The organism is Telmatospirillum sp. J64-1, from assembly GCF_006980715.1.
GTDB classification, from domain to species: domain Bacteria; phylum Pseudomonadota; class Alphaproteobacteria; order Rhodospirillales; family Magnetospirillaceae; genus Oleiliquidispirillum; species Oleiliquidispirillum nitrogeniifigens.
Map to the genome: position 1 here is coordinate 25,923 of NZ_SBHN01000027.1, position 20,912 is coordinate 46,834.

Sequence of the window (20,912 nt, forward strand, 5' to 3'; positions counted from 1 at the left end):
GGACTACCTCGCCCAGTTATCCTCCTCCTTGGAGACAGGAGGCATAACTCCGCTGCCACAGGCGGAAGAGCCTCCTGATATCCTCTCCTTCGGTGGGATTCGCTTGAAAAAACCCTGCAATATATGGGAATATATGTAGACCCGGATGTCCGAGATTCCCCGTCAGCAATGTTCGTCTCTTTCTCTGAAGGAGGATAACTATGGCGACTCAGGACAAACCCACCCCCTCCGTCACGTCCAAACAAGGCCAGGAAATGGCGCATCCGCTGAGCGGCTTGCGCAACGAGATGGACCGTCTCTTCGACAATTTCCTGGTCAGCCCCTTCGGCCGCCGCATGTTCGATTTCGAACCGCTGCGCCAGACCGGAATCAGCCTCACCGCCCTGGGCGAGATCACGCCGCATGTGGATGTGAAGGAAACCGACAAGGCCTTTGAAATCACCGCCGAGATGCCCGGCATCGACCCCAAGGACCTGGATGTCAGCTTCGCCGACGGCGTGCTCACCATCAAGGGTGAGAAGCGCTCGGAAAAGGAAAGCGAACAAGCCAACTATCATCTCAGCGAACGCAGCTATGGCCGCTTCGAGCGGTCGTTCCGCCTGCCCGAGACGGTCGATACCGACAAGATCGACGCCTCCTGCGACAACGGCCTGCTGCTGATCGAGATCCCCAAGAAGGCCCAGCCCGAAAAGCAGGCGCGACGCATCGAAGTCGGCAGCGGATCGAAAAAGAGCCAAGTCCGGAAAAGCAGTGAGCATAACTGACCCCAAGAAGGAAGAACGGGGGCAATGACCGAAAAGAAGCCTTGATGCGAGGCGGGTCCATTCCGCCTCGCAATCCTTGAAAGGGCGTCATGTCGTCGGCTGGTCGCTGGACCGGGCCGAACGGGCCCTTTTGCTCGAACGCTTTCCCCCGGCCTATCCGGACGTGATCGCCGATCACGTCACCCTGGCCGCCCGCGTCTCCAGGCAGGCCCCGCTTCCGTGCGAGACAAGCGGCGAAATCGTCGGCATAAGCAATGACGGGAACGGTGTTCAGGCCCTGGTGGTGAGGATTGGCGGCACCACCGACCGCCCGGACGGCAGCACCTATCACATCACCTGGTCGCTCGACCGATCCAAGGGACGGCGGCCGGTGGAAAGCAACGACGTCATTGCTAGGCTGGGCTGGGAGGCCCTGCCCGAAGCCCTGCCCCTGACGCTCAGGCCCGCGCGTTTTCCCTGACCCGAGAAGGCCCCATGCCCAGATTGTTTCTCGATTGCGATGGCGTCCTGGCCGATTTCGATTCCTATGCCGCCCGGCTGTTCGGCATGCCGCCGCGCCAGTTCGAGCAGAAGCACGGCCCCAAGCGATTCTGGAGCAAGATCGCCGCCCACGAGGACTTCTTCTACAAGCTGCCGCTGATGCCCGATGCGCGGGCGCTGTGGGATGCCGTGGCGCATCTCCACCCGGTCATCCTGACGGGTCTGCCGCGCGGCGACTGGGCTGCCCCGCAGAAGATGCGCTGGGCGCAGAAGCATTTCCCCGAGGCCCGGATGATCACGACCATGGCGCGGGCCAAGCGCGAACACATGGAAAATCCCGGCGACGTGCTGGTCGACGACCTGCTGAAATACAAAGGGCTGTGGGAAGAAGCGGGCGGCGTCTTCGTCCATCACCGCAACACGGAAACCACCCTGAAGAAGCTGAAAGAACTGGGCTTCGACATCCGGGACTAAAGACCAGGATCAGAGCCCTTCACTCCTGCCCCGGCGGGACCGCCTTCACGCGACGTCTTGAAGGTACAAGAACTCCTGCGGCGAGTTCTCCTCTTCCCCCGGTTATGATCCTTTCTCCCGGAGAATCAGCGAAGAGTATATAAAACCTCCACCTCTATACCTTTGGAACATTCCGAAAGGACAAAAGGCAACAACTCTCCGGATCGGTAAATACCAACGGCCCCCACCACACTCTTAATTCCACGACTTTACCGCCCGCATAGTAGTTCAATCGTCGATTGGCACATAGCATATGCAGAGCGACCCTTAACGGCACGGAGTCTTGGCGTGCCAATCTTCCTGACCGACCCGTTCATGTGGGGGCGTAGATGAGAGAAGCCATCAGTCTAGCCAATCTATCGCGTACATTCTGGCGACGGAAGAGCCTGATCTTCGCGGCGGCCGTCCTGGGATCGTGCGCTATGCTGGCGGCATGGCAGGTGATGCCCAAGTCCTATACCGCCAAGGGCATGATCCTGGTGAAATCAGACGAAATCGCGGTGAAGGAACTGCAAGGCACCTTTTCGGCCGTCGCCGTGGACCTGCCTCTGGTCCGCAGTCAGGCCGAAGCCCTTCAGTCCGAGGGCCTGATCCGTCAGGTGGTCCAGCAGCTGCGCCTTCACGAAGACCCCGATTTCAATCCGCCCCCGCCGGCCTGGAGGGCTTGGCTCGAAGAACGCCTGAGCTTCGCCTCCACCGCCTCCGGTCCCGTCGATCCAGTCGCCGCCGTAGCCGACGATATCCGCAAGTCCCTGACCGCCATGACCGACGGACGCAGCTATGTCGTCCATGTCGAATACAAGGGCAAGGACCCGGAAAAGAGCGCCCTTCTCGTCAACACCCTCATGGAAAACTACCTGCAGACCCAGATCTCCGGACGGCGCAGCGCCAGCGAGGCCTTCAACGAAGAGCTGTCCCAGCGTCTGGCCGTACTGCGGACGAAGGTGGACGAGGCGGAGAGCCGCGTCCGCGCCTTCCGCCGCGAGCACAGCCTCGTCGCCTCGCCCCTGGGTGGATCGGTGGACGTGCAGAGCGTCAGCGAATTGAACACGCGCTTGGCTGCGGCCCGCGCCGAACGCGCCGAAGCCGAGGCCCGCTACCAGCAGGCCCTCGCCGCCGCCAGGACCAGCAGCACCTCGTCCGCCGAGGTCCTGGCCTCGCCGGTCATCCTGGCCCTGCGCGAGGCCGAGGCCAAGCTGATCGAGGACCGCGCCGAACTGGCCGCCCGCTTCACCCCCGGCCATGCCCGGCTGGCCTCGGTGGAAACCCAATTGGCCGATATCCGTGCCCGTATCCAGGACGAGGCGGCGGACATCATTGCCTCGCTGGGCCATCAGGCCCAGGTCGCCCGCGCGCGCGAGCAGGAACTGAACAGCCTGATCGCCTCGCTGCACAGCGAAGCGAATGAAAGCACCGGCGCCGCCGACGAACTGCGCGCGCTGGAAGAGGAAGCCAAGGCGCATCGCCAGATCTACGAAGCCTTCCTGACCAGCGCCGAACAGGCCGGCAGCGCCCAGGCCGTCGCCCGCGCCGATGCCAACGTCATCTCCTGGGCCCTGGCCCCCGTCAAGCCCGCCGGTCCCGGCCCCGCCACGCTGGCGATCTTTGCCGGTCTGGGCAGCATGATGCTGGCCTTCGGCGGCGTGATGGGGCGCGAAGTGCTGGCCGATCGCGGCTTCAACTCGCTCGAGGAAGTGGCCGCGCTGACCGGCCTGCCCGCCCTGGCCGCCGTCCCGGCCTTGACCAAGCGCCAGCAATCACCGGCGCGCTATGTGGTGGCGCAGCCCAATTCCTCGCTGGCCGAGACCATCCGCTGGTCGCTGGCCCCCTTGGAACCGCGCGAGGTGTTGGAAAGCGCCGGGCGCACCATCCTCGTCACCTCGGCCCTGGCGGGCGAAGGCAAGACCACCTATGCCGCCTCGCTGGGCCGCCTGATGGCCCAGGACAGCCGCCGCGTGCTGCTGATCGAATGCGACCTGCGCCGTCCCAATCTGCGCCGGACGGTGGGGGGCGACCAGCCCTATCACCTGCAGGACATCCTGGAACGCAATTGCGAACTGCACGAGGCGCTGAACGTCGATCCCGCCTCCGGCTTGCATTTCATCACCGGCCGCCGCCAGACCACCAATCCCCAGTCGCTTCTGCAATCAGAAGCCTTCCAGGCGCTACTGCGCGACGCCCGGCGCCATTACGACCACATCATCATCGATTCACCCCCGGTCATGCACGTCTTCGACCCGATGATCCTGGCCCGCTATGCCGATTCCGTGGTGGTGGTGATCCGCAAGGGATTCGCCCCCCGCCGGGATGTCGGCGAGATGCTGCGCCGCCTTTCCAGCGCCACCAGCGCCAGCGTCGGAGCGGTGCTGATGCGCGCAGACGGCAAGACCTGGGATAAGGGGATCTATAATGGCTACAACTGACCTGAAGCGGTCATCGGAACAAGTGAAGGGAAGTGCCGTCCCGGACGGCCTTCCGCACCTTCCGAGCGCAACAGTGATCATCATCTGCTACAATTACGCCCATTACGTCCGCTTCGCCATCGACAGCGCCCTGGCGCTGGATTATCCGGACAAGGAAGTCATCGTCGTCGACAACGGCTCGACCGACAATTCCCGCGCCGTCATCGAAAGCTACGGCGACCGCATCCGCAGGATCATCATCGAGCACAACGAAGGCCCCATTCCCGCCTTCAACGCCAGTTTCCGGGCGGCCAAGGGCGACATGATCTATTGGCTGGATGCCGACGACGTGGTGGCGCCCGATGCCCTGTTGCAGGCCGCGCCGCTGATCGGGCGGGGCGATGTGCCGAAGGTGCAGTTCCGCCTGGAAGCCTTCGACGGCCAGGGGCGTTCCCTCGGCACCTCCTATCCCAACTATCCGGACAATCTGACCCCGGACAAGGTGCTCAAGGACGTGCTGACCACCGCCCTCTATCCTTGCCCGCCGACGACCGGCAACATCTATGCCCGCTGGTTCCTGGAAAAGCTCATCCCCTTGCCGACCGACGTCTTCGACGGGGCCGACGGGGCCTTCAACACCGTCGCTCCCCTCTACGGCAAGGTCGAGACCATCAATCGCGTGCTGGCCTACAACCGTTCCCATGACGGCAATTACTGGGGACAGGGCCATCTCAAGCCCGAGATGTTCAAGGTCATGATCAAGCATGATCTGGCGCGCGAGGCCAAGCTGCGCGAATACCTGGAACAAACCGGCAGCCTCTACAAACTGCCCAAGGGCCGCCTGAACGACCGCGCGGTACTGCATCTGCAATACCGCCTGTCGTCGCTGCGCCTGCTGCCCGAACAGCATGTCGTGCCCGACGACACCGTCCCGGCGCTACTGCTGAAAGGGCTGCGTGCCTGCGCCACCTCGCCCAATATCAAGTTCATGCAACGCCTGCTGGCCGCTGCCTGGTTCATCGGCATGGCCCTCGCCCCCCGGCCGCTGACGAAGCAGCTGGCCGTCCTGCGCTTCAATTCCTTCGCCCGCCCGCGCCTGCTGACGCGCCTGCTGCGCAGCCTCGGCGTGGTCGCCCCCGGGCGTCAGGTCCCCCCGGCCAGCCCCTCGCTTTAACCTCGAAGAAGGATGGGCAGCATGAAAGGGGCGGGACACATCCCCGCCCTCTTGCCCATTGGCCCTCCCCGCTTCCGGAAACATCCCCCATGACGAAAAAGGGGCGGCCTCCGCAGAGACCGCCCCTTTTCCGGTCCTCTTTCCTCCGTCAGATCCGTCCGAAGGTATCGGCGATCCGCACGATATCGTCCTCGCCCAGGTAGGACCCGGACTGCACCTCGATCAGGTTCAGCGGGATCTTGCCGGGATTCTCCAGGCAATGGATGGCCCCCAGGGGAATGTAGACGGATTCGTTTTCCCGGACGATCTGGACCTGGTCGTCGCGCGTCACCAAGGCGGTGCCGTTGACCACCACCCAATGCTCGGCCCGATGGTAGTGCTTCTGCACGGACAGCTTGGCGCCGGGCTTGACCTGCAGGCATTTGACCTGGAAACGCTCGCCGATATCCAAGACCTGGTACCAGCCCCAGGGACGATAAACGCGGCGGTGAGTCGCGACTTCCTCGCGGCTGTCCTTGCGCAGCCGCTCGACCACCGCCTTGACCGACTGGGCCTGATCGCGCCGCGTCACCAGCACCGCATCGGCGGTGACCACCACCGCCAGGTCCTCGACGCCGGATACCACCGTCAGCAGGCCTTCGCTCCGCACCAGGCAGCCTTGGGCTCCATCCGTCAGCACGTCGCCCGACACCACATTGCCAGCCTCGTCCTTGTCGCCGACGGCCCAGATCTCGGACCAAGCGCCCACATCGGTCCAGCCGATCTCCACCGGCACGACGGCTGCCTGCGCCGTCCGTTCCATCACCGCATGGTCGATGGAGATGGAAGGGCAGCGCGAGAAGGCTTCGCCTTCCAGGCGCAGGAAGTCGAGATCGGGGGCCGCACCTTCGAGGGCGGCCCGGGCCGCCTCGGCGACATCCGGCGCATGGCGTTTCAGTTCGGCCAGGAAGATATCGGCGCGGAACAGGAACATGCCCGAATTCCACAGGACGCCGCCCTTGGCCAGCATGCTCTGGGCATGTTCAAGATCCGGCTTCTCGACGAAACCGTCCACATGGAACACGCCCTCCCGCCCCTCCAGGGCTTCGCCCTGCCGGATATAGCCATAGCCGGTTTCGGGGCGGCTCGGCGCGATGCCGAAGGTGACCAGCCTGCCCGCTTCGGCGGCCGGCCGGGCGCGACGGACGGCATCGTGGAAGCCCGCCACGTCGCGAACGAGATGGTCCGACGGCAGGACCAGCAGCAAAGCCCCCGGATGGCGCGCTTCGGCCAGCAAGGCGGCGACCGCCGCGGCCGGAGCGGTGTTGCGCCCCTCGCTTTCCAGGACCAGGGCGATGGGTTCGACGCCGATCTGGCGCATCTGCTCGGCCACCAGGAAACGGTGCTCGGCATTGGCGACCACCATCGGCGCGTCGAACAGCCCCTCGCCGCAGCAGCGCAGGACGGTTTCCTGCATCATGCTGCGTTCCGAGACCAGGGGCAGGAATTGCTTGGGATAGGCCTCACGCGACAGCGGCCACAGGCGCGTGCCGGACCCGCCGCTGAGAATGACCGGGATGATATCGTGCATGTCAGTCCCTTTCCGCCTGGGAATCCAGGTCCAGCAACAGATCGTCATTCCGCGACGTCACCTCTGCCGGGCCCATGCGCCGATAGACCTTCTCGGTCAGGCGGCCGATATCGGCCCAACTGGGGATGGAGCGGCGCAGGGCGCGCACCCCCTCGCCCAGATATTCGCGCAATTCGTCATCCTCGACCATCCTGAACAACGAAGCCGCGAGTTCATCCACATCGCCCGAAGGCACCAACAGGGCATGACGGCCCTCTTCCAGCATCTCCTCGAAACAGCCCAGCCGCGAAGCGACGATGGGCCGCCCGACCGAAAGCGCCGTCATCAGGACACCGCTGGCGTCGATTTCCCGGTAAGGAAAGACCAGCAGGTCGGCCCGGCGGAACAGCCCCAGCATTTCCGCCTCCTCGACAAAGCGGAAATCGAAGGTGAAGCGGTCGTAAACGCCCAATTCCCTGGCGCGGGCGACCAAGCCCTCGGTGGGGATGTAGGACTTGCCGACGACGCGGATGCGGCAGCGGCTGCGGGCCCGTTCGGGCATGCGCGCCACCGCCTCGATCAGCAGGTCGACGCCCTTGTAGGGCTTGATCTTGCCGAATTGCAGGATCTCCACCGGATCGTCCGGCATGCGGACGGGCGCCTCGGCCGCGTCGGCGGGAGCCGGGCCGTCATGCAGCAGGCCATGCGGAATGATGGTAATGCGGTTCTCGCTGACGCCATGCTGGACCAGGCGGTTCCGGGCCCTTTCGGTATGGACGATGACCTGCTCGAAGGCGCGGATGATCTCCATCATGCCCATCGTCTGCACGCGCGGCACCGGCGCATTGTTGAAGGGCTGGGAATCGTGCACCGTCAGGACCAGCGGCGCGATGCGGCGCAGCGCCGGCAGGAAGCGCTTGTCGACCGCCGGAAGCGGCGTCCATTGCATGTGGATCACGTCCGGGCGCCATTCCTCCAGCGCCGCTACCAGATGCCGCATGGATAGGATATGCCCGATTCCCTTGGCCGCCAGGAAGGCAGGACGCGGCAGGCGCTGTGCCCATGGCCGGGCGAGGCGAGGATAGAAAAGCTGGCGCAGACGCGGCCCGGCGGTTTCGCCCGGCCCCAATACCTTGCCGAAAATCTGCACGTCATGGCCATTGGCGGCCAAACCCGCCGCCAATTCGCTGTCATAGGGCCAGGTGAACAGCGACGGGTCGATGATCGCTACCCTCATTCAACTCCGCCTTTCATCTGTCGCATCCCGCGCAAAGGCGCGGACGTAATCGATCTCGAACACGCCGGGAAACGGCGTGGTCTCGTCCGGGTCTGGAATCCAATAGGGGTCGTGGCTGCCGAGTGCGAGATTGGCCAGCAGGTACATCTCCTCATGCACCAGGTTCGGCTGCCGAAAGGTTTCGCGGCCATCGACGAAGAAGGAAATCCGTTCGGGGGTCCATTCGCAGGCATAGACATGGAAGCGGGAAATATCGCCGCCGATATCCACCCAGCCCTGCTCGCCGGTATCGTCCATGCCGATGACCCCCTGGTGAACTTCGCGCGGGCGGATGCCCGATCCTTCGAAGATGTCGATCTCGGGCGGCCAGCCGCCATGCTTGGACATCATCCAGAAAGCCGGCCAGAAGCCGCGCCCCAGGGGCATCCGGGCGCGCATCTCGAACCAGCCGTATTTCTGCCAGAAGCTGTTTTCCGTGGTGATGCAGCCCGAGATGTAGCGGGCTCCGTCCAGATGGGGCAGCAAGTCCCGGGGCGTCGGCATGGCGGAAATCCGCAGCACGCTGTCGGCGATGTGAAAGGGCTGCAATCCCAGCGGCCACCCCGCCCGTCCGGCGAAATCGGGATCGACGTAGATCTGCTTTTCCTCGTTGATCACCGTCCAGCGGTCATGACGATAGCGCGAACGCCATCCGGTCCCGCCGTTGCGGCCGCGTATCCCATGCTCGTTGATGCGTGTCAGGTCCGGATCGTCGAAGTGATCCTCGAAGACGAGGCGATAGCCGGGACGGGGCGGCCGGGCCGCCGCATGGCCCGACACGGCCGTCAGGCCGGCAGCCGCCGCCGATGCCATGAAGGCCCTGCGGGTCATGGATGTACGGAACATGGGATGGCCTCGGCCGTGGAAAGGGAAAAAGCGCCAAGCATCTCTCCACGACCACTACCATACAGAGAGCAAATATTTGCGAAGTCTTCGGTTTTAGCCCATTCGCCTCCTTCCTATTCAGAAGGATTGCCCGAGTTTTCTTCCCTCCTGCCCACACGAAGCAGGGCTATCCGTTAAAACCGCAGGTGTGAGCGACTCGGCTAGATGTAGCCGCCCTATCCGAACCGTATGTTGCCTCTGTCTCCCCAACACGGAAGTAAGATGGACGCAACACGGAAAAGAGCGGCTTGGTCTGCATGGTGGGCGATGCTGGAAACCGGAGGACTGACAATCCTTTCGGTCGTCAGCATCGTCATCCTGGCACGATATCTCTCACCCCGGGAAATCGGCATTGCCGCGCTGGCCCTGGGGGTCGTCCAGGTTCTGTGCATGATTGTCGAAATGCTGTTCCACGACGCCCTGGTGCAACGCCAGAACCTGACCCGGCGCCATGTGGACAGCGTCTTCTGGACCACGACCGCTCTGGGCCTATTGTTCACCTTGCTGTGCTGGTGGATCGCCGCGCCCATGGCCGCGCTGTTCGACGAGCCGGAACTGGCCCCGGTGCTGTCCTGGATGGGCCTGGCGATGGTCTTCGCCGGACTGGGGGCGGCACCGCTGGCGGTCCTGCGACGGGACCTGCGCTTTCGCGCCCTGACCATCCGTTCCCTTTCCGGCCGCGTGGTCGGGCTGGTGGCGGCCATCGGCCTGGCGATCGGCGGCTTCGGCGTCTGGGCCCTGGTCGCCCAGCAGGTGCTGATGCTGGGGGTCAGCTGCGCCGTCGGCTGGTGGATGGCCAAGCCACGCTACCGCTTCGGGATTTCCCTGACGGGCCTGGCGGAACTGGCGGCCTTCGCCTTCGCCTCGGTAGCCGCCCTGCTGATCAGTTTCAGCACCGTGCGCGTCTTCACCCTGCTGGCCGGGTTCTTCCTGGGGACCACGGCCCTGGGCTTCATCAATCTGGCCTTCCGCGTGGTCGATACCCTGCGCGACGTGCTGGAAATGGTCTCGAACCAGGTGGCCCTGCCCTTCTTCTCGCGCCGCCAGCAGGACCTGTCGGCCTTGGGGCGGGCCTATTACACGGCGACCGACTTCACCTGCACGCTGACCGTGCCGCTTTTCGCCGGCCTGTTCATTACCGCCCCCGACCTGGTGGTCGTGGTATTCGGCGAGAACTGGCTCCCGGCGGTGCCTTATGTGCAGTTGCTGGCCATTCTGGCGGTGCTGCACTTCCCCCATCTCTACGCCCAAAGCACCCTGGCCGCGCTGGGATATCCCCGCCACAACGTCAGCGTCAATGCGCTGGCCTTCGTCATCTGCGCCGTCGGCATGCTGATCTTCGGCCCCATGGGCGCGGCGGCGGCCATGACGGTATGGACGGCGCGGCTGGTGCTGTCGATGCCGGTGCGCGCGGCACTGCTCCATCGCGTGGCGCAGATCTCCATCGCCAGCCAGACCCGTGCCGCCCTGCCCTCCTTCACCGCTTCGGGCGTCATGGTGACGCTGCTGTGGCTGCTCCACGACAACATGCTGTGGAACTGGCCGCCGATCGAAAGACTGGCCGCGATGGTCGTCACCGGCGGGGCGATCTACGCCATGACCCTGCTGCTCGTCAGCCCCGGTTCGATCCCACGGCTCTACCAGTTCCTGTTTGTCGAGATGCGCAAACAAAAGAACCCCGTCCTTTAGTTTCTGCGGAGAAGATGCGAATGGCCGAGCTGTTTTTCGCCCTATCACTGGTGCTGATGATGCTCGCCCTGCACCCGTTCACCACCTATCCCCTCAGCCTCAAATGGCTGCGGCGGAAGTTCCACCGGCCGCTCAACCTGCCTGCCGAGCCGTCGGCCCCGCCGCCCATGGCGATCCTCACCTGCGCCTATAACGAGGAAGCGGTCATTCGCGACAAGGCGGAAAACCTGCTGGCCCTGCGCGAGACCGTGCCCGAGTTGGAAATCATGATCTATGTCGATGCGGCCAGCGACCGCACCGCCGAGATCCTGCGGGAATACGAGGACCGCATCACCGTCATCGTCTCGCCCACCCGCGAGGGCAAGACCTATGGCATGAACCTGATGGTCGCGCGCACCACCGCGCCCATCGTCGTCTTCACCGACGCCAATGTGACCATCGAGAAGGAAGCGCTGGTCAATCTCGCCCGCTATTTCGAGGACCCGGACGTGGGCTGCGTGTGCAGCCATCTGATCTACGACAATGACAAGGACAGCGTGACCGCCGCCTCGGGCGCCGCCTACTGGCGCATGGAGGAATGGATCAAGCAGCTGGAAAGCGACACCGGCTCGGCCATGGGCGCCGACGGGTCGATGTTCGCCATTCGCCGCGAATTGCACCGTCCCGCGCCCGAGGAATTGTTCGACGACATGGTCGTCTCCTTCAACGTGCTGTGCGAGGGCTCGCGCATCGTGCGCGGCGCCGACGTGCTGGCGCATGAGACCACCACTTCCTCGGCCCGCGACGAATTCCACCGCAAGATCCGCATCGGCTGCGCCTCGTGGTCGGCCCATCGCCATCTGTGGCCGCGCATCCGCCGCCTGGACGGATGGAACCTCTACAAATACGTCTCGCACAAGCTGCTGCGCTGGCTGTGCTTCTTCAGCCTTGCCGCTTCCGGCGTGTTCTTCCTGGCCGGCATTGCCGCCGCCGGGGCTCCGCTGACGGCGCTGGGACTGCTGCTCGCCGGACTGACGGCCGCCGCCGCCGGCCATTACCTGAACATCCCCCCCTTCAACAAGGCGGTCGACATCCTGCTGGCGATGCTGGCCACCGGCATCGGCGTCCTGCGCTCCATGTCCGGGCAGAATTTCCGGACCTGGACCCCCGTCGCCTCCATCCGCCGCCAAGCCCTGGCCCCTGCCGCCGCCAATCAGAATGCCCCTCTGAGCGGCCCGCGCGGCGATGCCGTCATCACGACGGATGAGGCTTCATCCCCGAAAGAGCGGAACCCTTCCCGGAAGACAGCGGGAGTAGAGTAACCGCCTGAATGTATTGTGAATACAGTTGGGCTGGACCGAAATACCCGACGATGTGAGGAAGCATGAAACTCGGTGTCGCACGCGAAGCTGTCCGGTCTAAGGCTACGGACGGTGCCGGCCCGGTCCTGCTGGCTACCGCCGACGCTGCCGGTCTTGCTTTGGGCTTTGGGGCTGCCGCCGCCATTTCCTTGCTCTTGGTCTCTACACCGGTCGAAGAATTCGGCTTCTGGCCGCGACGGCTGCTGGCCCTGGGGGCGGCGCTAATTCTGGTATTTGCACTGCTCGGCCATTACGGACGTGGGCGCTCGTGGCAGAATCAGCGCCGCGAGGCCGGACAGGCGGCCCTGCTGCTGGCCGGGGCCGCGGTCCTCGACGCCGTTGCCCTACCCGCCGAGGGCGTTCCGGTGCCGGTCGAAGTCATGGCCCTGGCATGGCTGACGGCCATCCCCCTGGTGCTGGGCGCGCGTCTCGCGGTGCGTGCCCTGCGCCCGCGCATGGTGCCGGTGATGCTGGTCGGTTCCGGAGCCAATGCCCTGGACGCCGCCGCCGTGCTGCGGACCAGCCGCGAAAGCCATTACAGCGTCCTGGGCATCCTGCCGCCCGAGCATTTCCTGCGCGACAGCCTCGCGGGTCCCGTCCTGGCCGAGGACGAACTGGATGCCGTTCTGGCCGCCTCGTCCCCGTCGCTGGTGGTGATCGCCCCGGAAACCCTGGGCAGCGGCAGCGAGCAGATGCTGATCGAGGCCCTGGACCGGCGCGGCATGGAAGTGGCCCTGGTGCCGCCGACGCGCGGCCTGGGCTCGGGCGATCTGGAACTGGATTCCTTCTTCACCCACGACCTGGTGATGCTGTCCTGCCGCCGCCGCAACGGCCAGCCGGGCATGATCGCCAAGCGGCTGTTCGACATCGTCGCCACCAGCCTTCTGCTGCTGTTCTTCGCGCCGCTGATGGGCATCATCGCCCTGCTGGTGAAGATGGACGGCGGGCCGGCGATGTTCGGCCATACCCGGATCGGCCGCCATGGCCGCGAGTTCAAATGCCTCAAATTCCGCACCATGGTCACCGACGCCGACAAGGTTCTGGAAGACCTGCTGGCGCGCGATCCGGCGGCCCGCGCGGAATGGGAGAAGGATTTCAAGCTGCGCAAGGACCCCCGAATCACCCGGATCGGCAGTTTCCTGCGCCGTTCCAGCCTGGACGAACTGCCCCAATTGCTGAATGTACTGAAAGGCGACATGAGCCTGGTCGGGCCGCGCCCCATCGTGCGCAAGGAAATCGAACGCTATGGCGACGCCATCCGTTACTACTTCATGTGCCCGTCCGGGATCACCGGCCTATGGCAGGTCAGCGGACGCAACGACACGACCTATGAACGGCGAGTCGCCCTGGACAGCTGGTATGCCAGGAACTGGTCCCTGTGGCTCGACATCGTCATTCTGTTGCGGACGGTGAAGGTCCTTCTGAACCGGTCGGGGGCTTACTGACGACTGACGGGAGACTGCGCCCATGACCACCCCGACGCTGCCGCCGCGCGTGCATATCGACCTGCCCAATTCCCCGCCGCTCTTTCCCGTCCTGCTGCTGCACGGACCGGCCCGCCCCCTGCCCCTGCGCTGGCGCTTCACCGCCATCACCGGCTCCGGCCTCGCCCCCTGGGGAATGATCGTCCTGGCCCTGTCGCTGAGCTGACAGCCGGGAAAGCGCAAGGACGCCCCGCCAGAGGAATAAGGGATTTCCCGGCCTTCAGCCGACTTCCTGGAGAGGCCGGGTCGCTTGAAGCAGCCTCTCCCGAAGCGCCGCCTTGTCGGGCAGGTCCACTTTCGACAGCCTGGCCAGCCAGATGCCGTCGGCGGCAAGCCGGAGAAGGCAAAGTTCCTCGGCGCCATCCGTGTCCCGGTGCCTTTCCTGGCGGCGATTATACCAGTCGGCCCACAAGGCCCGCATCCGCGCGTCACCGATCATCAAGGAGGAAAGCCCGCCCTTGACCGGACTATCGCCCTCCCAGCCGTCTTCCATCACGGCCTCGACATATGCCCTGGTGAACGAGCCATAGGCCTCCCCGTCGCTTGCCATCAAGCTGTCGATCCGCGCTTCCAGATCGCCGACCAGCCCGTGGAAAATCGCATCCAGGAGGTCTTGCTTGCTGGCGAAATGATGCAGGAAGCCGCCCTTGGTGACCCCTGCTGCATCCGCCACGGCCTGGACGGTCACCGCATGCAGCCCCTGTTCCAGGGCAATCCGTAGCGCCTGTTCCATCAGGGTTTTCCGGACCAGTTCAGGCTGCTTCTTGCGCTTATAGGCATTCGTCATGCGTTCATCCACCAAGCAAGTCCAGGCGCGCCGTGCCCGTCGGGAAATGGGCATTGCGCCTTACAATACCGGCAATTCGCCTGGATCGGCGAAGGCCGCCACACCGAATTCGGCCAGCGCCCCGAAAAACAGGGAACAGACCGCCAGCGAAACCATGAACCAGAACAGGACGAGCTTCCGGGAAGACCCCATCGCGACGGCGGCAAGCGCGGCGATATGAGAGCCGATCAGGAACGGCCCCAGGAAGGCAAGGCCGGGAATCCCGAAGCGGTCGATCAGCCAACGGGCCTTCGGATTCTCCACTATTCCCTCGCTCCGTGTGCCGGGGCAAGAGGGTTTCCTGCGCCTGTTCCACCAGTTCCGCAGCCCGTCCCCCGCCAGGATGATCGGCAGGACCGTCAAGGCATTCCCGATGAAGCCCGCGAGGACGGCGGGAACGAGATGCAGCCCTGCGACGACCCCAGCCGGTACGGCCAGCCAGACCTCCAGGATGGGAATGCCCGACGCGACCATGACGGAGAGGAAAAGAGACAGTTGCGACATCCCGGCACCATGCCCCCAGACTCTTGACGCAGGGCCAGAAACGAAGCGCCCCGCACAAAAGATACCGTCCAGGTGGTATCTTACAAGTCGGAGGCATAAAAAAACCGCGCCCCGATACCGGAGCGCGGCCTTTTCAGATGCTCAAGACGCCAAGAGCAAGACTGGATCAGAACGGAATTTCGTCGTCCAGGTCCGGCGGAGCGTCCCAACCCTGGCCGCCGCCGGTCTGGCCGCCACGGCCGCCGCCCTGGGGCTGGCGCTGCTGTCCGCCGCCGCCGCCGAAGCCGCCACCACCGTAACCGCCGCCGAAATCGTCACCGCCGGCACCGCCGCCTTCGCCACGCCCGTCGAGCAGGGTCAGTTCGCCCTTGAAGCGCGAGAGGACGATTTCGGTGGTGTATTTCTCGACGCCGCTCTGGTCGGTCCATTTGCGGGTCTGCAGCTGGCCTTCGACATAGACCTTGCTGCCCTTGCGTAGGTAACGCTCCGAAATGTCGGCCAGGTTGGGATTGAAGATCACCACCCGGTGCCATTCGGTCTTTTCACGACGCTCGCCCGACTGCCGGTCCTTCCAGGATTCCGACGTGGCCACCGACAGCTGGACGATTTTCGAGCCGTCCTGCGCGTGGCGCACTTCCGGATCGCGCCCCAGATTGCCGATCAGGATGACCTTGTTGACACTGCCAGCCATGCTGCCACTCTCCTGTTTCTCCGAAGCGCGCACCATAGGCCAGGCCAAGCCTTTCGTCCATACCCAGCCCGAGCGGTTCCGCAACAGAAGTGCCGCAGGACCGGCCGGAAGAGCCTCAGATGTCGCTGCGCCCCTTGACTTCTGCCAAACGGCGGGCGGTGCCGGAAGCGGCTTCCCTTCCTTCCGCGCCGGTGCGCATCACTTCATCCCAGCCGCCGGCACCGCTCTTGAGGTCGCCCAGCACCTCCAGGCGGCTGACCAGGGCGGACTGGGCACCGGCATTCTCGGGCCACAGGGCCAGCAGCGTGTCATAGGCCAGCACCGCATCCCAGGCATGCCCCACTTCCGCCAGGGACTGGACGGCCTTGGCATAATCCTGTTCGGTGGCGGTGGCCGGCGGTTCCCCCGGCGGCAGGACCAGCAGGCCGCGGCTGCCATGACGCTCCCATTCCTGCTGGAAGGCGGCGAGACTGCGACGCTGGACGGCACCGTCGGAATGCTGCACCAGCACTTCGCCCTTGGGCAGGTCATAGCCGGTCACCAGCAGGGCGTTCCAGTCGCCGCCGAAGGACGAGCCCTCCTCCAACAGGGCCACCACGGGATGACCGGCGGCCAGTTCGCGGAACAACGCCTCCAATCCCCGAACCGGATAGGCCACACGGCCATGACGGGAAACCACGCGCTGGGCGGCATCCGCCAAGCCTGGACCGCCCTTTCCCATTTGCCGCGCCAGCTTCGCCGGCGGCACCGGACGACCGGCCCAGGCCAGGGCGCTGGACAAGGCCGCAGGGCCTTCGGCGCGGGCCTCGGCCGCCACGGGCAGGGCGGAAAGGCTGTGGGATTGCGGAAGATGGGAAAATTGCGTCCGGTCCAGCCGGGACTGCGAACAGGCTCCGGCGGCGAGCGCGGCACAGATTGCGGCCGTGGCGGCCAGGAAGGATCTGCTGAAAACGGACATGGTGGGCACACTCCCTGCGGCTTTTCCTCAGCATGTCGGGCCGCGAAAAAGGGAAAACGATGCCTCCTCGCCCTCTGCCACATGCGTGCGCCGCAAGGATTCCGTACTAGCCATTCCGGCTGGATTCCCTTTTCTCCCCTTTGTGCAATAAGTTGAATAAGCTAACTCCAAGGATCACTTCTCCACCTCGAATTGGAGGCGAATGATGATGAACAAATTCTTCAAGCTGGGCCTTGCCGGATTGGTCGCGGCGGGATTATCGGCTTCTCCCGCCACCGCGCAGGAAGCTTTGAAGATCGGGGCGCTGATGCCGCTGACGGGATCGCTCCAGGCCTTCGGCGAGACGGCTCTCAACGGCATCCGGCTGGCGGTCGAGGAGATCAATGCCGCCGGCGGCGTACTCGGCCAGCCCATCGCCCTCGCCGTCGCCGACGACCAGGGCAGCCCCCAGGCCGGGGTCGATGCCGCCCAGCGCCTAATCTCCGTCGAACGCTCTCATGCCATCATCGGTGCCATGTCCTCGGGCATCACCATTCCCGTCGCCCGCTCGGTCACCGCCCCCGCCCAGGTGCCGCAGATTTCCAACGCCTCCACCTCGCCGGTACTCACCACGCTGGAAGACAACGACTTCCTGTTCCGCACCCTGGCTTCGGACGCCTTCCAGGGCGTCGCCATGGCCCAGGTGGCGCAGGAAAAGGGCTTCAGCACCGTCGGAATCATCTACATCAACAACGATTACGGCCAGGGCCTTGCCGAATCCTTCCAGGAAGCCTTCGAGGCTGCGGGCGGAAAGGTCACCTCCTCCGCCCCCTATGCCGAAAAGCAGGCCAGCTTCCGCGGTGAATTGCAGCGCGCCTCGCAAGGCCGCCCCGACGCCCTGATCCTGATCGCCTATCCCGGCGACGGCATTCCAATCCTGCGCCAGGCCCTGGAAGGCGGTTTCTTCCAGCGCTTCGTCTTCTCGGATGGCATGAGGGCCCCCGAAGTCGTGCAGGCCATCGGCGGGGATATCCTGGAAGGCATGGGCGGCACCGCCCCCGAAGCGCCGGAAGGCAGCGCCTCGGCCCAGACCTTCGCCGAAGCCTATAACGCCCGCTTCGGCGAAATGCCCACCAGGCCCTATATCGACACCGCCTATGACGCCACCTATGTGCTGGCCCTGGCCGCGCAGAAGGCCGGTTCGGTCAACGGCGTGGCGATCCGCGACGCCCTACGCGACGTCGCCAATGCGCCGGGTGTCGAGATTGGCCCGGGCCAATGGGCCCAGGCGCTGGAAGCCCTGAACCAGGGCCAGGACGTCAATTACACCGGGGCCTCGGGTTCGGTGGAATTCGACGAGGCCGGCGACGTTACCGGCACCTTCGCCCATTGGGAAATCCAGAACGGCGAGATCGTGACGATCAAGATCTTCGAACCCGACGCGCAGTAAGCCCAAGACACGAGAACAGCTTCGATTGAGCCGGGGCTGTACCAAGGTCCGGTTTCTGTGAAGCCGCCCCCTATGTGACGTTGCTAAGCCAGTGAAGATTTTCTCAAAGGATCTAAAAGAAAAGCGCCTGTCATGATGACAGGCGCTTTTCATCAAGCCATCATCGCCCTTGAGGAGGGTATCGCTTATTTTTCAGACCAGCCCTTGTTGGTTTTAACAAGAATGGTGCTCCCCTGGCCAGTGGTTGGCCTGCTGTGCCGTTTTATATGGGCCTCGGCCCATTTCGGCAAATGGGCATATTCCCACTGATAGGTGACACGCGACTCGTCACCTTTCGTGTACTCAATGATCTTGGTGGCCTTTATGGAGCCGCCGCAGACCGTGCCTTCCCAGCTGATCTGCTCCTGGCCTTTTTCTGTGATGTCGAGTTTGCGGCCGGGCACCTCGGTGAAGGAATTCAGTATAAGAGTTCCTGCGCCGACATCTTTCAGCAAGCCGTCACTGATCATACCGACTAGAACTGGGTCCTTGCTGGCCTCATCAACGTCGACAACGATCGGCCACTTCACCCCGGCCATGCTATTCGGACGAAAAAGACTCGCGCAGTAACCAGAGCCTCCGCTTTCGCTCAACTGCGCATTGATGGCTTTAAGCATGTCGCTTTCATCGCCACAGGCCGCTAGAAAAGGCAACACAGCGGCAAGCACAACCGCCTTCTTGAGAGACATCATATCTATATAGTCCTGAGGAAAATCAACCCATCAAATATAATACAAACAAATAGCAAAACAACAAGATTCTACCTACCCAACTTATCCCTAATTATTTGTTTGCATTCCAATAAACAACACAGGGAGGACACCATGGCTATATGTATTTTCATGCCCTAGGCTGTAGCATAAAATGCTATGATGGGTAAATCCAACATGGCCAAGCCATGCGGGCTACAGAACAGTGCAACACTTTTTCCGGTTTTATTTCCCGATGCGGTAAAGAGCAATAAGGAGCTTGCCATGTCCTATCCTTCTTTCTTGAATGTTCCTCTTCCTTCAGCGATTCAAAACAATACCCTTCATGGCAATCGCACTCTCCTGCTTATTATTGGCCGGAAACACTCATATACTACAAGGATTAAGGCCCGCTCCGGCGGGCCTTTCCTTATTTCTTCCTGGTCTTCTCCAAGGCCGGGCGCTCCTCCTTCAGCAACCCTTCCGGCCGCCAGAGCAGGATGACCTGGAGCAGCAGCCCGATCAGCAGGATGCGCACGGCGCTGGCTTGGGTGGACAGGCCCGGAGGCAGCATCCCAGTCAGGAATTCGCTGCCCGACCACACCACCCAGATGGCGAAGGCGCCGAGCAGCGCGCCCTTGTTGTTGCCCGATCCCCCGGCGATCAGCATCACCCAGATCAGGAAGGTGCCGTACAGGGGATCGAAGGCTTCCGGGCTGATGAAACCGACGAAATGGGCATAGAGCGATCCCGCCAGCCCCATGAACATGCTGCCCAGGACAAAGGCTTCCAGGCGGAAGCGCAGCACGTTCTTGCCTGCCGCCAGGGAGGCCGTCTCGTTCTCGCGGATGGCCCGCAACACCCGTCCCCAGGGCGAGCGGCGCAGGCGTTCGAGCGCCAGGAAAACCAGCAGCAGCAGCACCGCCACCACCCCCAGGAACACCACGGGATCAGGACTGAAGGGACGAGGAATGCCCGGGATGCCGCGCACGCCATAGCCGATCCAGGCCTCGTTCATGAAGACCAGGCGCACGATTTCGGCGATGCCGATGGTGGCGATGGCCAGATAGTCGGTGCGCAGGCGGATGGTCACGAGGCCGATGGCGAAGGCCAGGATCCCCGCCGCCACCATGGCCGCCCCCGCCCCGACCAGGAAAGGCAGGCCGAAGCCGCCCAGATGGTTGGGACTGGGATTGGTGGTCAGGATGGCCGCCGTATAGGCGCCCACGGCGAAGAAGCCGGAAATGCCGAAATTGAACAGCCCCGTCAGGCCCCATTGCAGGTTCAGGGCCAGGGCCAGCACGGCATAGATACCGGCCAGGGTCAGGAAGAAGACGAGATAGGCTTCCATCAGCGGCGCCCTCCCAACAGACCTTGCGGACGGACGATCAGCATGAACACCATGATCGCGAAAGCGACGGCGGGTTTATAGGCCGGCGACAGCCACAGGGTCGAAAGCTCCTGCGCCACACCGATGATCAGCCCGCCCAGGATGGCGCCATAGGGCTTGCCGATGCCGCCCAGGATGGCGGCGGCGAAGATGGGCAGCATCATGTGCCAGCCCATCGTCGGATGCAGGCGCGTGTCCATCGCCAGGAAGACCCCGGCCACGGCGGCCAGCCCGGCCCCCATCACCCAGGTCCAGATGATGACGCGCTCGGCATTGATGCCAGTGACGCGGGCGAGGTCCATGTTGTCGCTCATGGCGCGCATGGCCTTGCCCAGGGATGTCTTCTGCAGGAACAGATGCACCGCAGCGACCAGCAATGCCGTTCCCGCCAGGATCCATACATGGGCAGGCTGGAGCACGATGTCGCCGATGCGGTAGGGCAGTTGAATGCCGCTCTGGTAGACGCGGTCCTGGGTGCCCCAGATGATCTGGATGACGGCACGCAGCGCCATGGCCATACCGAAGGAGGAAATCAGCAGGATCACCGGCGCGGTGCGGCGCAGGCGTCGATAGATCGTCTGGTCGATCCCTACCGCCACGACCACGGCGCCGAGGATGGCGAAGGGAATGGCCGCGATCACCGGCAGGCCCAGCCCGGTCACAGCCGCCAGGGCGCAGAAGGCACCGACGGTCATCAGGTCGCCATGGGCGAAATGGGCGAAGCGCAGGATGCCGAAGATCAGCGAGACGCCGATGGCCCCGAGCGCCAGGATGCTGCCCGAAATGACGCCATAGACGAGAAGCTGGAGGAAGTCCGCAAGATACATCTG

Annotated in this window: 20 protein-coding genes; 10 read left to right on the forward strand and 10 right to left on the reverse strand. The window is 64.0% G+C overall.

The window, feature by feature from the left end; all coding sequences use genetic code 11:
* Nucleotides 1-200: 200 nt before the first annotated feature.
* The 5 genes from EPD66_RS20760 (at nucleotide 201) to EPD66_RS20780 (ending at nucleotide 5,333) form a co-directional block, all read left to right on the forward strand.
* A complete protein-coding gene (locus EPD66_RS20760; RefSeq protein ID WP_142850456.1) occupies nucleotides 201-764 on the forward strand; it encodes an Hsp20/alpha crystallin family protein in 564 nt (187 codons plus the stop codon).
* Between the two features lie 76 nt (nucleotides 765-840).
* On the forward strand, nucleotides 841-1,224 hold the full coding sequence (locus EPD66_RS20765; RefSeq protein ID WP_142850457.1) for a hypothetical protein: 384 nt from the start codon (nucleotides 841-843) through the stop codon (nucleotides 1,222-1,224).
* Nucleotides 1,225-1,238: 14 nt separating this feature from the next.
* Nucleotides 1,239-1,718 (forward strand): hypothetical protein, encoded by a 480-nt coding sequence (locus EPD66_RS20770; protein WP_142850458.1) that lies wholly within the window; start codon nucleotides 1,239-1,241, stop codon nucleotides 1,716-1,718.
* Between the two features lie 368 nt (nucleotides 1,719-2,086).
* Nucleotides 2,087-4,180 (forward strand): polysaccharide biosynthesis tyrosine autokinase, encoded by a 2,094-nt coding sequence (locus EPD66_RS24775; protein ID WP_142850459.1) that lies wholly within the window; start codon nucleotides 2,087-2,089, stop codon nucleotides 4,178-4,180.
* A 73-nt stretch (nucleotides 4,181-4,253) separates the two neighbouring features.
* Nucleotides 4,254-5,333 (forward strand): glycosyltransferase family 2 protein, encoded by a 1,080-nt coding sequence (locus tag EPD66_RS20780; RefSeq protein ID WP_185961545.1) that lies wholly within the window; start codon nucleotides 4,254-4,256, stop codon nucleotides 5,331-5,333.
* A gap of 148 nt (nucleotides 5,334-5,481) precedes the next feature.
* Here EPD66_RS20780 and EPD66_RS20785 read toward each other — a convergent pair whose 3' ends face one another.
* Genes EPD66_RS20785 through EPD66_RS20795 form a run of 3 tightly spaced genes read right to left on the reverse strand, consistent with a single transcriptional unit; the run spans nucleotide 5,482 to nucleotide 9,004 of the window.
* Nucleotides 5,482-6,903, reverse strand: coding sequence for a mannose-1-phosphate guanylyltransferase/mannose-6-phosphate isomerase (locus tag EPD66_RS20785; RefSeq protein ID WP_142850461.1), 1,422 nt, complete (start codon nucleotides 6,901-6,903; stop codon nucleotides 5,482-5,484).
* Between the two features lies 1 nt (nucleotide 6,904).
* Nucleotides 6,905-8,119: a glycosyltransferase gene (locus EPD66_RS20790; RefSeq protein WP_142850462.1), complete on the reverse strand. Its 1,215-nt coding sequence runs from the start codon at nucleotides 8,117-8,119 to the stop codon at nucleotides 6,905-6,907.
* A complete protein-coding gene (locus tag EPD66_RS20795) occupies nucleotides 8,120-9,004 on the reverse strand; it encodes a family 16 glycosylhydrolase (RefSeq protein WP_142850463.1) in 885 nt (294 codons plus the stop codon).
* Nucleotides 9,005-9,265: 261 nt separating this feature from the next.
* On the opposite strand from EPD66_RS20795, the gene EPD66_RS20800 reads away from it, so the two are divergent.
* The 4 genes from EPD66_RS20800 (at nucleotide 9,266) to EPD66_RS20815 (ending at nucleotide 13,722) form a co-directional block, all read left to right on the forward strand.
* Nucleotides 9,266-10,732 carry a lipopolysaccharide biosynthesis protein gene (locus EPD66_RS20800; protein WP_221931071.1) on the forward strand — a complete coding sequence of 489 codons (1,467 nt, stop codon included), beginning with the start codon at nucleotides 9,266-9,268 and terminating at the stop codon, nucleotides 10,730-10,732.
* Between the two features lie 20 nt (nucleotides 10,733-10,752).
* Nucleotides 10,753-12,033 carry a glycosyltransferase gene (locus EPD66_RS20805; RefSeq protein ID WP_185961547.1) on the forward strand — a complete coding sequence of 427 codons (1,281 nt, stop codon included), beginning with the start codon at nucleotides 10,753-10,755 and terminating at the stop codon, nucleotides 12,031-12,033.
* 62 nt (nucleotides 12,034-12,095) lie between these two features.
* Nucleotides 12,096-13,517, forward strand: a complete 1,422-nt coding sequence (gene wbaP / locus EPD66_RS20810) for an undecaprenyl-phosphate galactose phosphotransferase WbaP (protein WP_142850466.1) — start codon at nucleotides 12,096-12,098, stop codon at nucleotides 13,515-13,517.
* Between the two features lie 22 nt (nucleotides 13,518-13,539).
* Complete coding sequence (locus tag EPD66_RS20815; protein WP_142850467.1) at nucleotides 13,540-13,722, forward strand: hypothetical protein; 183 nt, start codon at nucleotides 13,540-13,542, stop codon at nucleotides 13,720-13,722.
* 54 nt (nucleotides 13,723-13,776) lie between these two features.
* On the opposite strand, the gene EPD66_RS20820 is transcribed toward EPD66_RS20815, so the two are convergent.
* The 4 genes from EPD66_RS20820 to EPD66_RS20835 all read right to left on the reverse strand — a co-directional run bounded on the left by EPD66_RS20820 (nucleotide 13,777) and on the right by EPD66_RS20835 (nucleotide 16,535).
* Nucleotides 13,777-14,343 carry a TetR/AcrR family transcriptional regulator gene (locus EPD66_RS20820; protein WP_142850468.1) on the reverse strand — a complete coding sequence of 189 codons (567 nt, stop codon included), beginning with the start codon at nucleotides 14,341-14,343 and terminating at the stop codon, nucleotides 13,777-13,779.
* Between the two features lie 60 nt (nucleotides 14,344-14,403).
* Entirely contained in the window at nucleotides 14,404-14,886 is a 483-nt protein-coding gene (locus EPD66_RS20825) for a small multi-drug export protein (protein ID WP_142850469.1), read from the reverse strand.
* A gap of 166 nt (nucleotides 14,887-15,052) precedes the next feature.
* The gene (gene ssb, locus EPD66_RS20830; protein ID WP_142850470.1) at nucleotides 15,053-15,577 is read right to left on the reverse strand and encodes a single-stranded DNA-binding protein; all 525 of its coding nucleotides are present in this window, start codon (nucleotides 15,575-15,577) and stop codon (nucleotides 15,053-15,055) included.
* Between the two features lie 115 nt (nucleotides 15,578-15,692).
* Nucleotides 15,693-16,535, reverse strand: coding sequence for a hypothetical protein (locus tag EPD66_RS20835; RefSeq protein ID WP_142850471.1), 843 nt, complete (start codon nucleotides 16,533-16,535; stop codon nucleotides 15,693-15,695).
* Between the two features lie 202 nt (nucleotides 16,536-16,737).
* Here EPD66_RS20835 and EPD66_RS20840 point away from each other — a divergent pair, with 202 nt between their 5' ends.
* Nucleotides 16,738-17,964, forward strand: a complete 1,227-nt coding sequence (locus tag EPD66_RS20840) for an ABC transporter substrate-binding protein (RefSeq protein ID WP_221931072.1) — start codon at nucleotides 16,738-16,740, stop codon at nucleotides 17,962-17,964.
* A gap of 185 nt (nucleotides 17,965-18,149) precedes the next feature.
* On the opposite strand, the gene EPD66_RS20845 is transcribed toward EPD66_RS20840, so the two are convergent.
* From EPD66_RS20845 to EPD66_RS20855, 3 genes are all read right to left on the reverse strand, one after another.
* Complete coding sequence (locus EPD66_RS20845; RefSeq protein ID WP_142850472.1) at nucleotides 18,150-18,695, reverse strand: hypothetical protein; 546 nt, start codon at nucleotides 18,693-18,695, stop codon at nucleotides 18,150-18,152.
* Nucleotides 18,696-19,122: 427 nt separating this feature from the next.
* Complete coding sequence (locus EPD66_RS20850) at nucleotides 19,123-20,043, reverse strand: branched-chain amino acid ABC transporter permease (protein ID WP_142850473.1); 921 nt, start codon at nucleotides 20,041-20,043, stop codon at nucleotides 19,123-19,125.
* A complete protein-coding gene (locus EPD66_RS20855; RefSeq protein ID WP_142850474.1) occupies nucleotides 20,043-20,909 on the reverse strand; it encodes a branched-chain amino acid ABC transporter permease in 867 nt (288 codons plus the stop codon). Before EPD66_RS20855 ends, EPD66_RS20850 begins: the two co-directional genes overlap by 1 nt.
* Nucleotides 20,910-20,912: the final 3 nt, after the last annotated feature.

Bases quoted from the DNA above. Each gene is read 5' to 3' on its own strand.
- EPD66_RS20770 (WP_142850458.1), top strand. From the start codon at position 1,239: ATGCCCAGATTGTTTCTCGATTGCGATGGCGTCCTGGCCGATTTCGAT.
- EPD66_RS20855 (WP_142850474.1), bottom strand. From the start codon at position 20,909: ATGTATCTTGCGGACTTCCTCCAGCTTCTCGTCTATGGCGTCATTTCG.
- EPD66_RS20845 (WP_142850472.1), bottom strand. From the start codon at position 18,695: ATGATGTCTCTCAAGAAGGCGGTTGTGCTTGCCGCTGTGTTGCCTTTT.
- EPD66_RS20790 (WP_142850462.1), bottom strand. From the start codon at position 8,119: ATGAGGGTAGCGATCATCGACCCGTCGCTGTTCACCTGGCCCTATGAC.
- EPD66_RS20820 (WP_142850468.1), bottom strand. From the start codon at position 14,343: ATGACGAATGCCTATAAGCGCAAGAAGCAGCCTGAACTGGTCCGGAAA.
- wbaP (WP_142850466.1), top strand. From the start codon at position 12,096: ATGAAACTCGGTGTCGCACGCGAAGCTGTCCGGTCTAAGGCTACGGAC.
- EPD66_RS20850 (WP_142850473.1), bottom strand. From the start codon at position 20,043: ATGGAAGCCTATCTCGTCTTCTTCCTGACCCTGGCCGGTATCTATGCC.
- EPD66_RS20840 (WP_221931072.1), top strand. From the start codon at position 16,738: ATGATGATGAACAAATTCTTCAAGCTGGGCCTTGCCGGATTGGTCGCG.
- EPD66_RS20760 (WP_142850456.1), top strand. From the start codon at position 201: ATGGCGACTCAGGACAAACCCACCCCCTCCGTCACGTCCAAACAAGGC.
- EPD66_RS20800 (WP_221931071.1), top strand. From the start codon at position 9,266: ATGGACGCAACACGGAAAAGAGCGGCTTGGTCTGCATGGTGGGCGATG.
- EPD66_RS20805 (WP_185961547.1), top strand. From the start codon at position 10,753: ATGGCCGAGCTGTTTTTCGCCCTATCACTGGTGCTGATGATGCTCGCC.
- EPD66_RS20785 (WP_142850461.1), bottom strand. From the start codon at position 6,903: ATGCACGATATCATCCCGGTCATTCTCAGCGGCGGGTCCGGCACGCGC.
- EPD66_RS24775 (WP_142850459.1), top strand. From the start codon at position 2,087: ATGAGAGAAGCCATCAGTCTAGCCAATCTATCGCGTACATTCTGGCGA.
- EPD66_RS20795 (WP_142850463.1), bottom strand. From the start codon at position 9,004: ATGTTCCGTACATCCATGACCCGCAGGGCCTTCATGGCATCGGCGGCG.
- EPD66_RS20825 (WP_142850469.1), bottom strand. From the start codon at position 14,886: ATGTCGCAACTGTCTCTTTTCCTCTCCGTCATGGTCGCGTCGGGCATT.
- EPD66_RS20835 (WP_142850471.1), bottom strand. From the start codon at position 16,535: ATGTCCGTTTTCAGCAGATCCTTCCTGGCCGCCACGGCCGCAATCTGT.
- EPD66_RS20815 (WP_142850467.1), top strand. From the start codon at position 13,540: ATGACCACCCCGACGCTGCCGCCGCGCGTGCATATCGACCTGCCCAAT.
- ssb (WP_142850470.1), bottom strand. From the start codon at position 15,577: ATGGCTGGCAGTGTCAACAAGGTCATCCTGATCGGCAATCTGGGGCGC.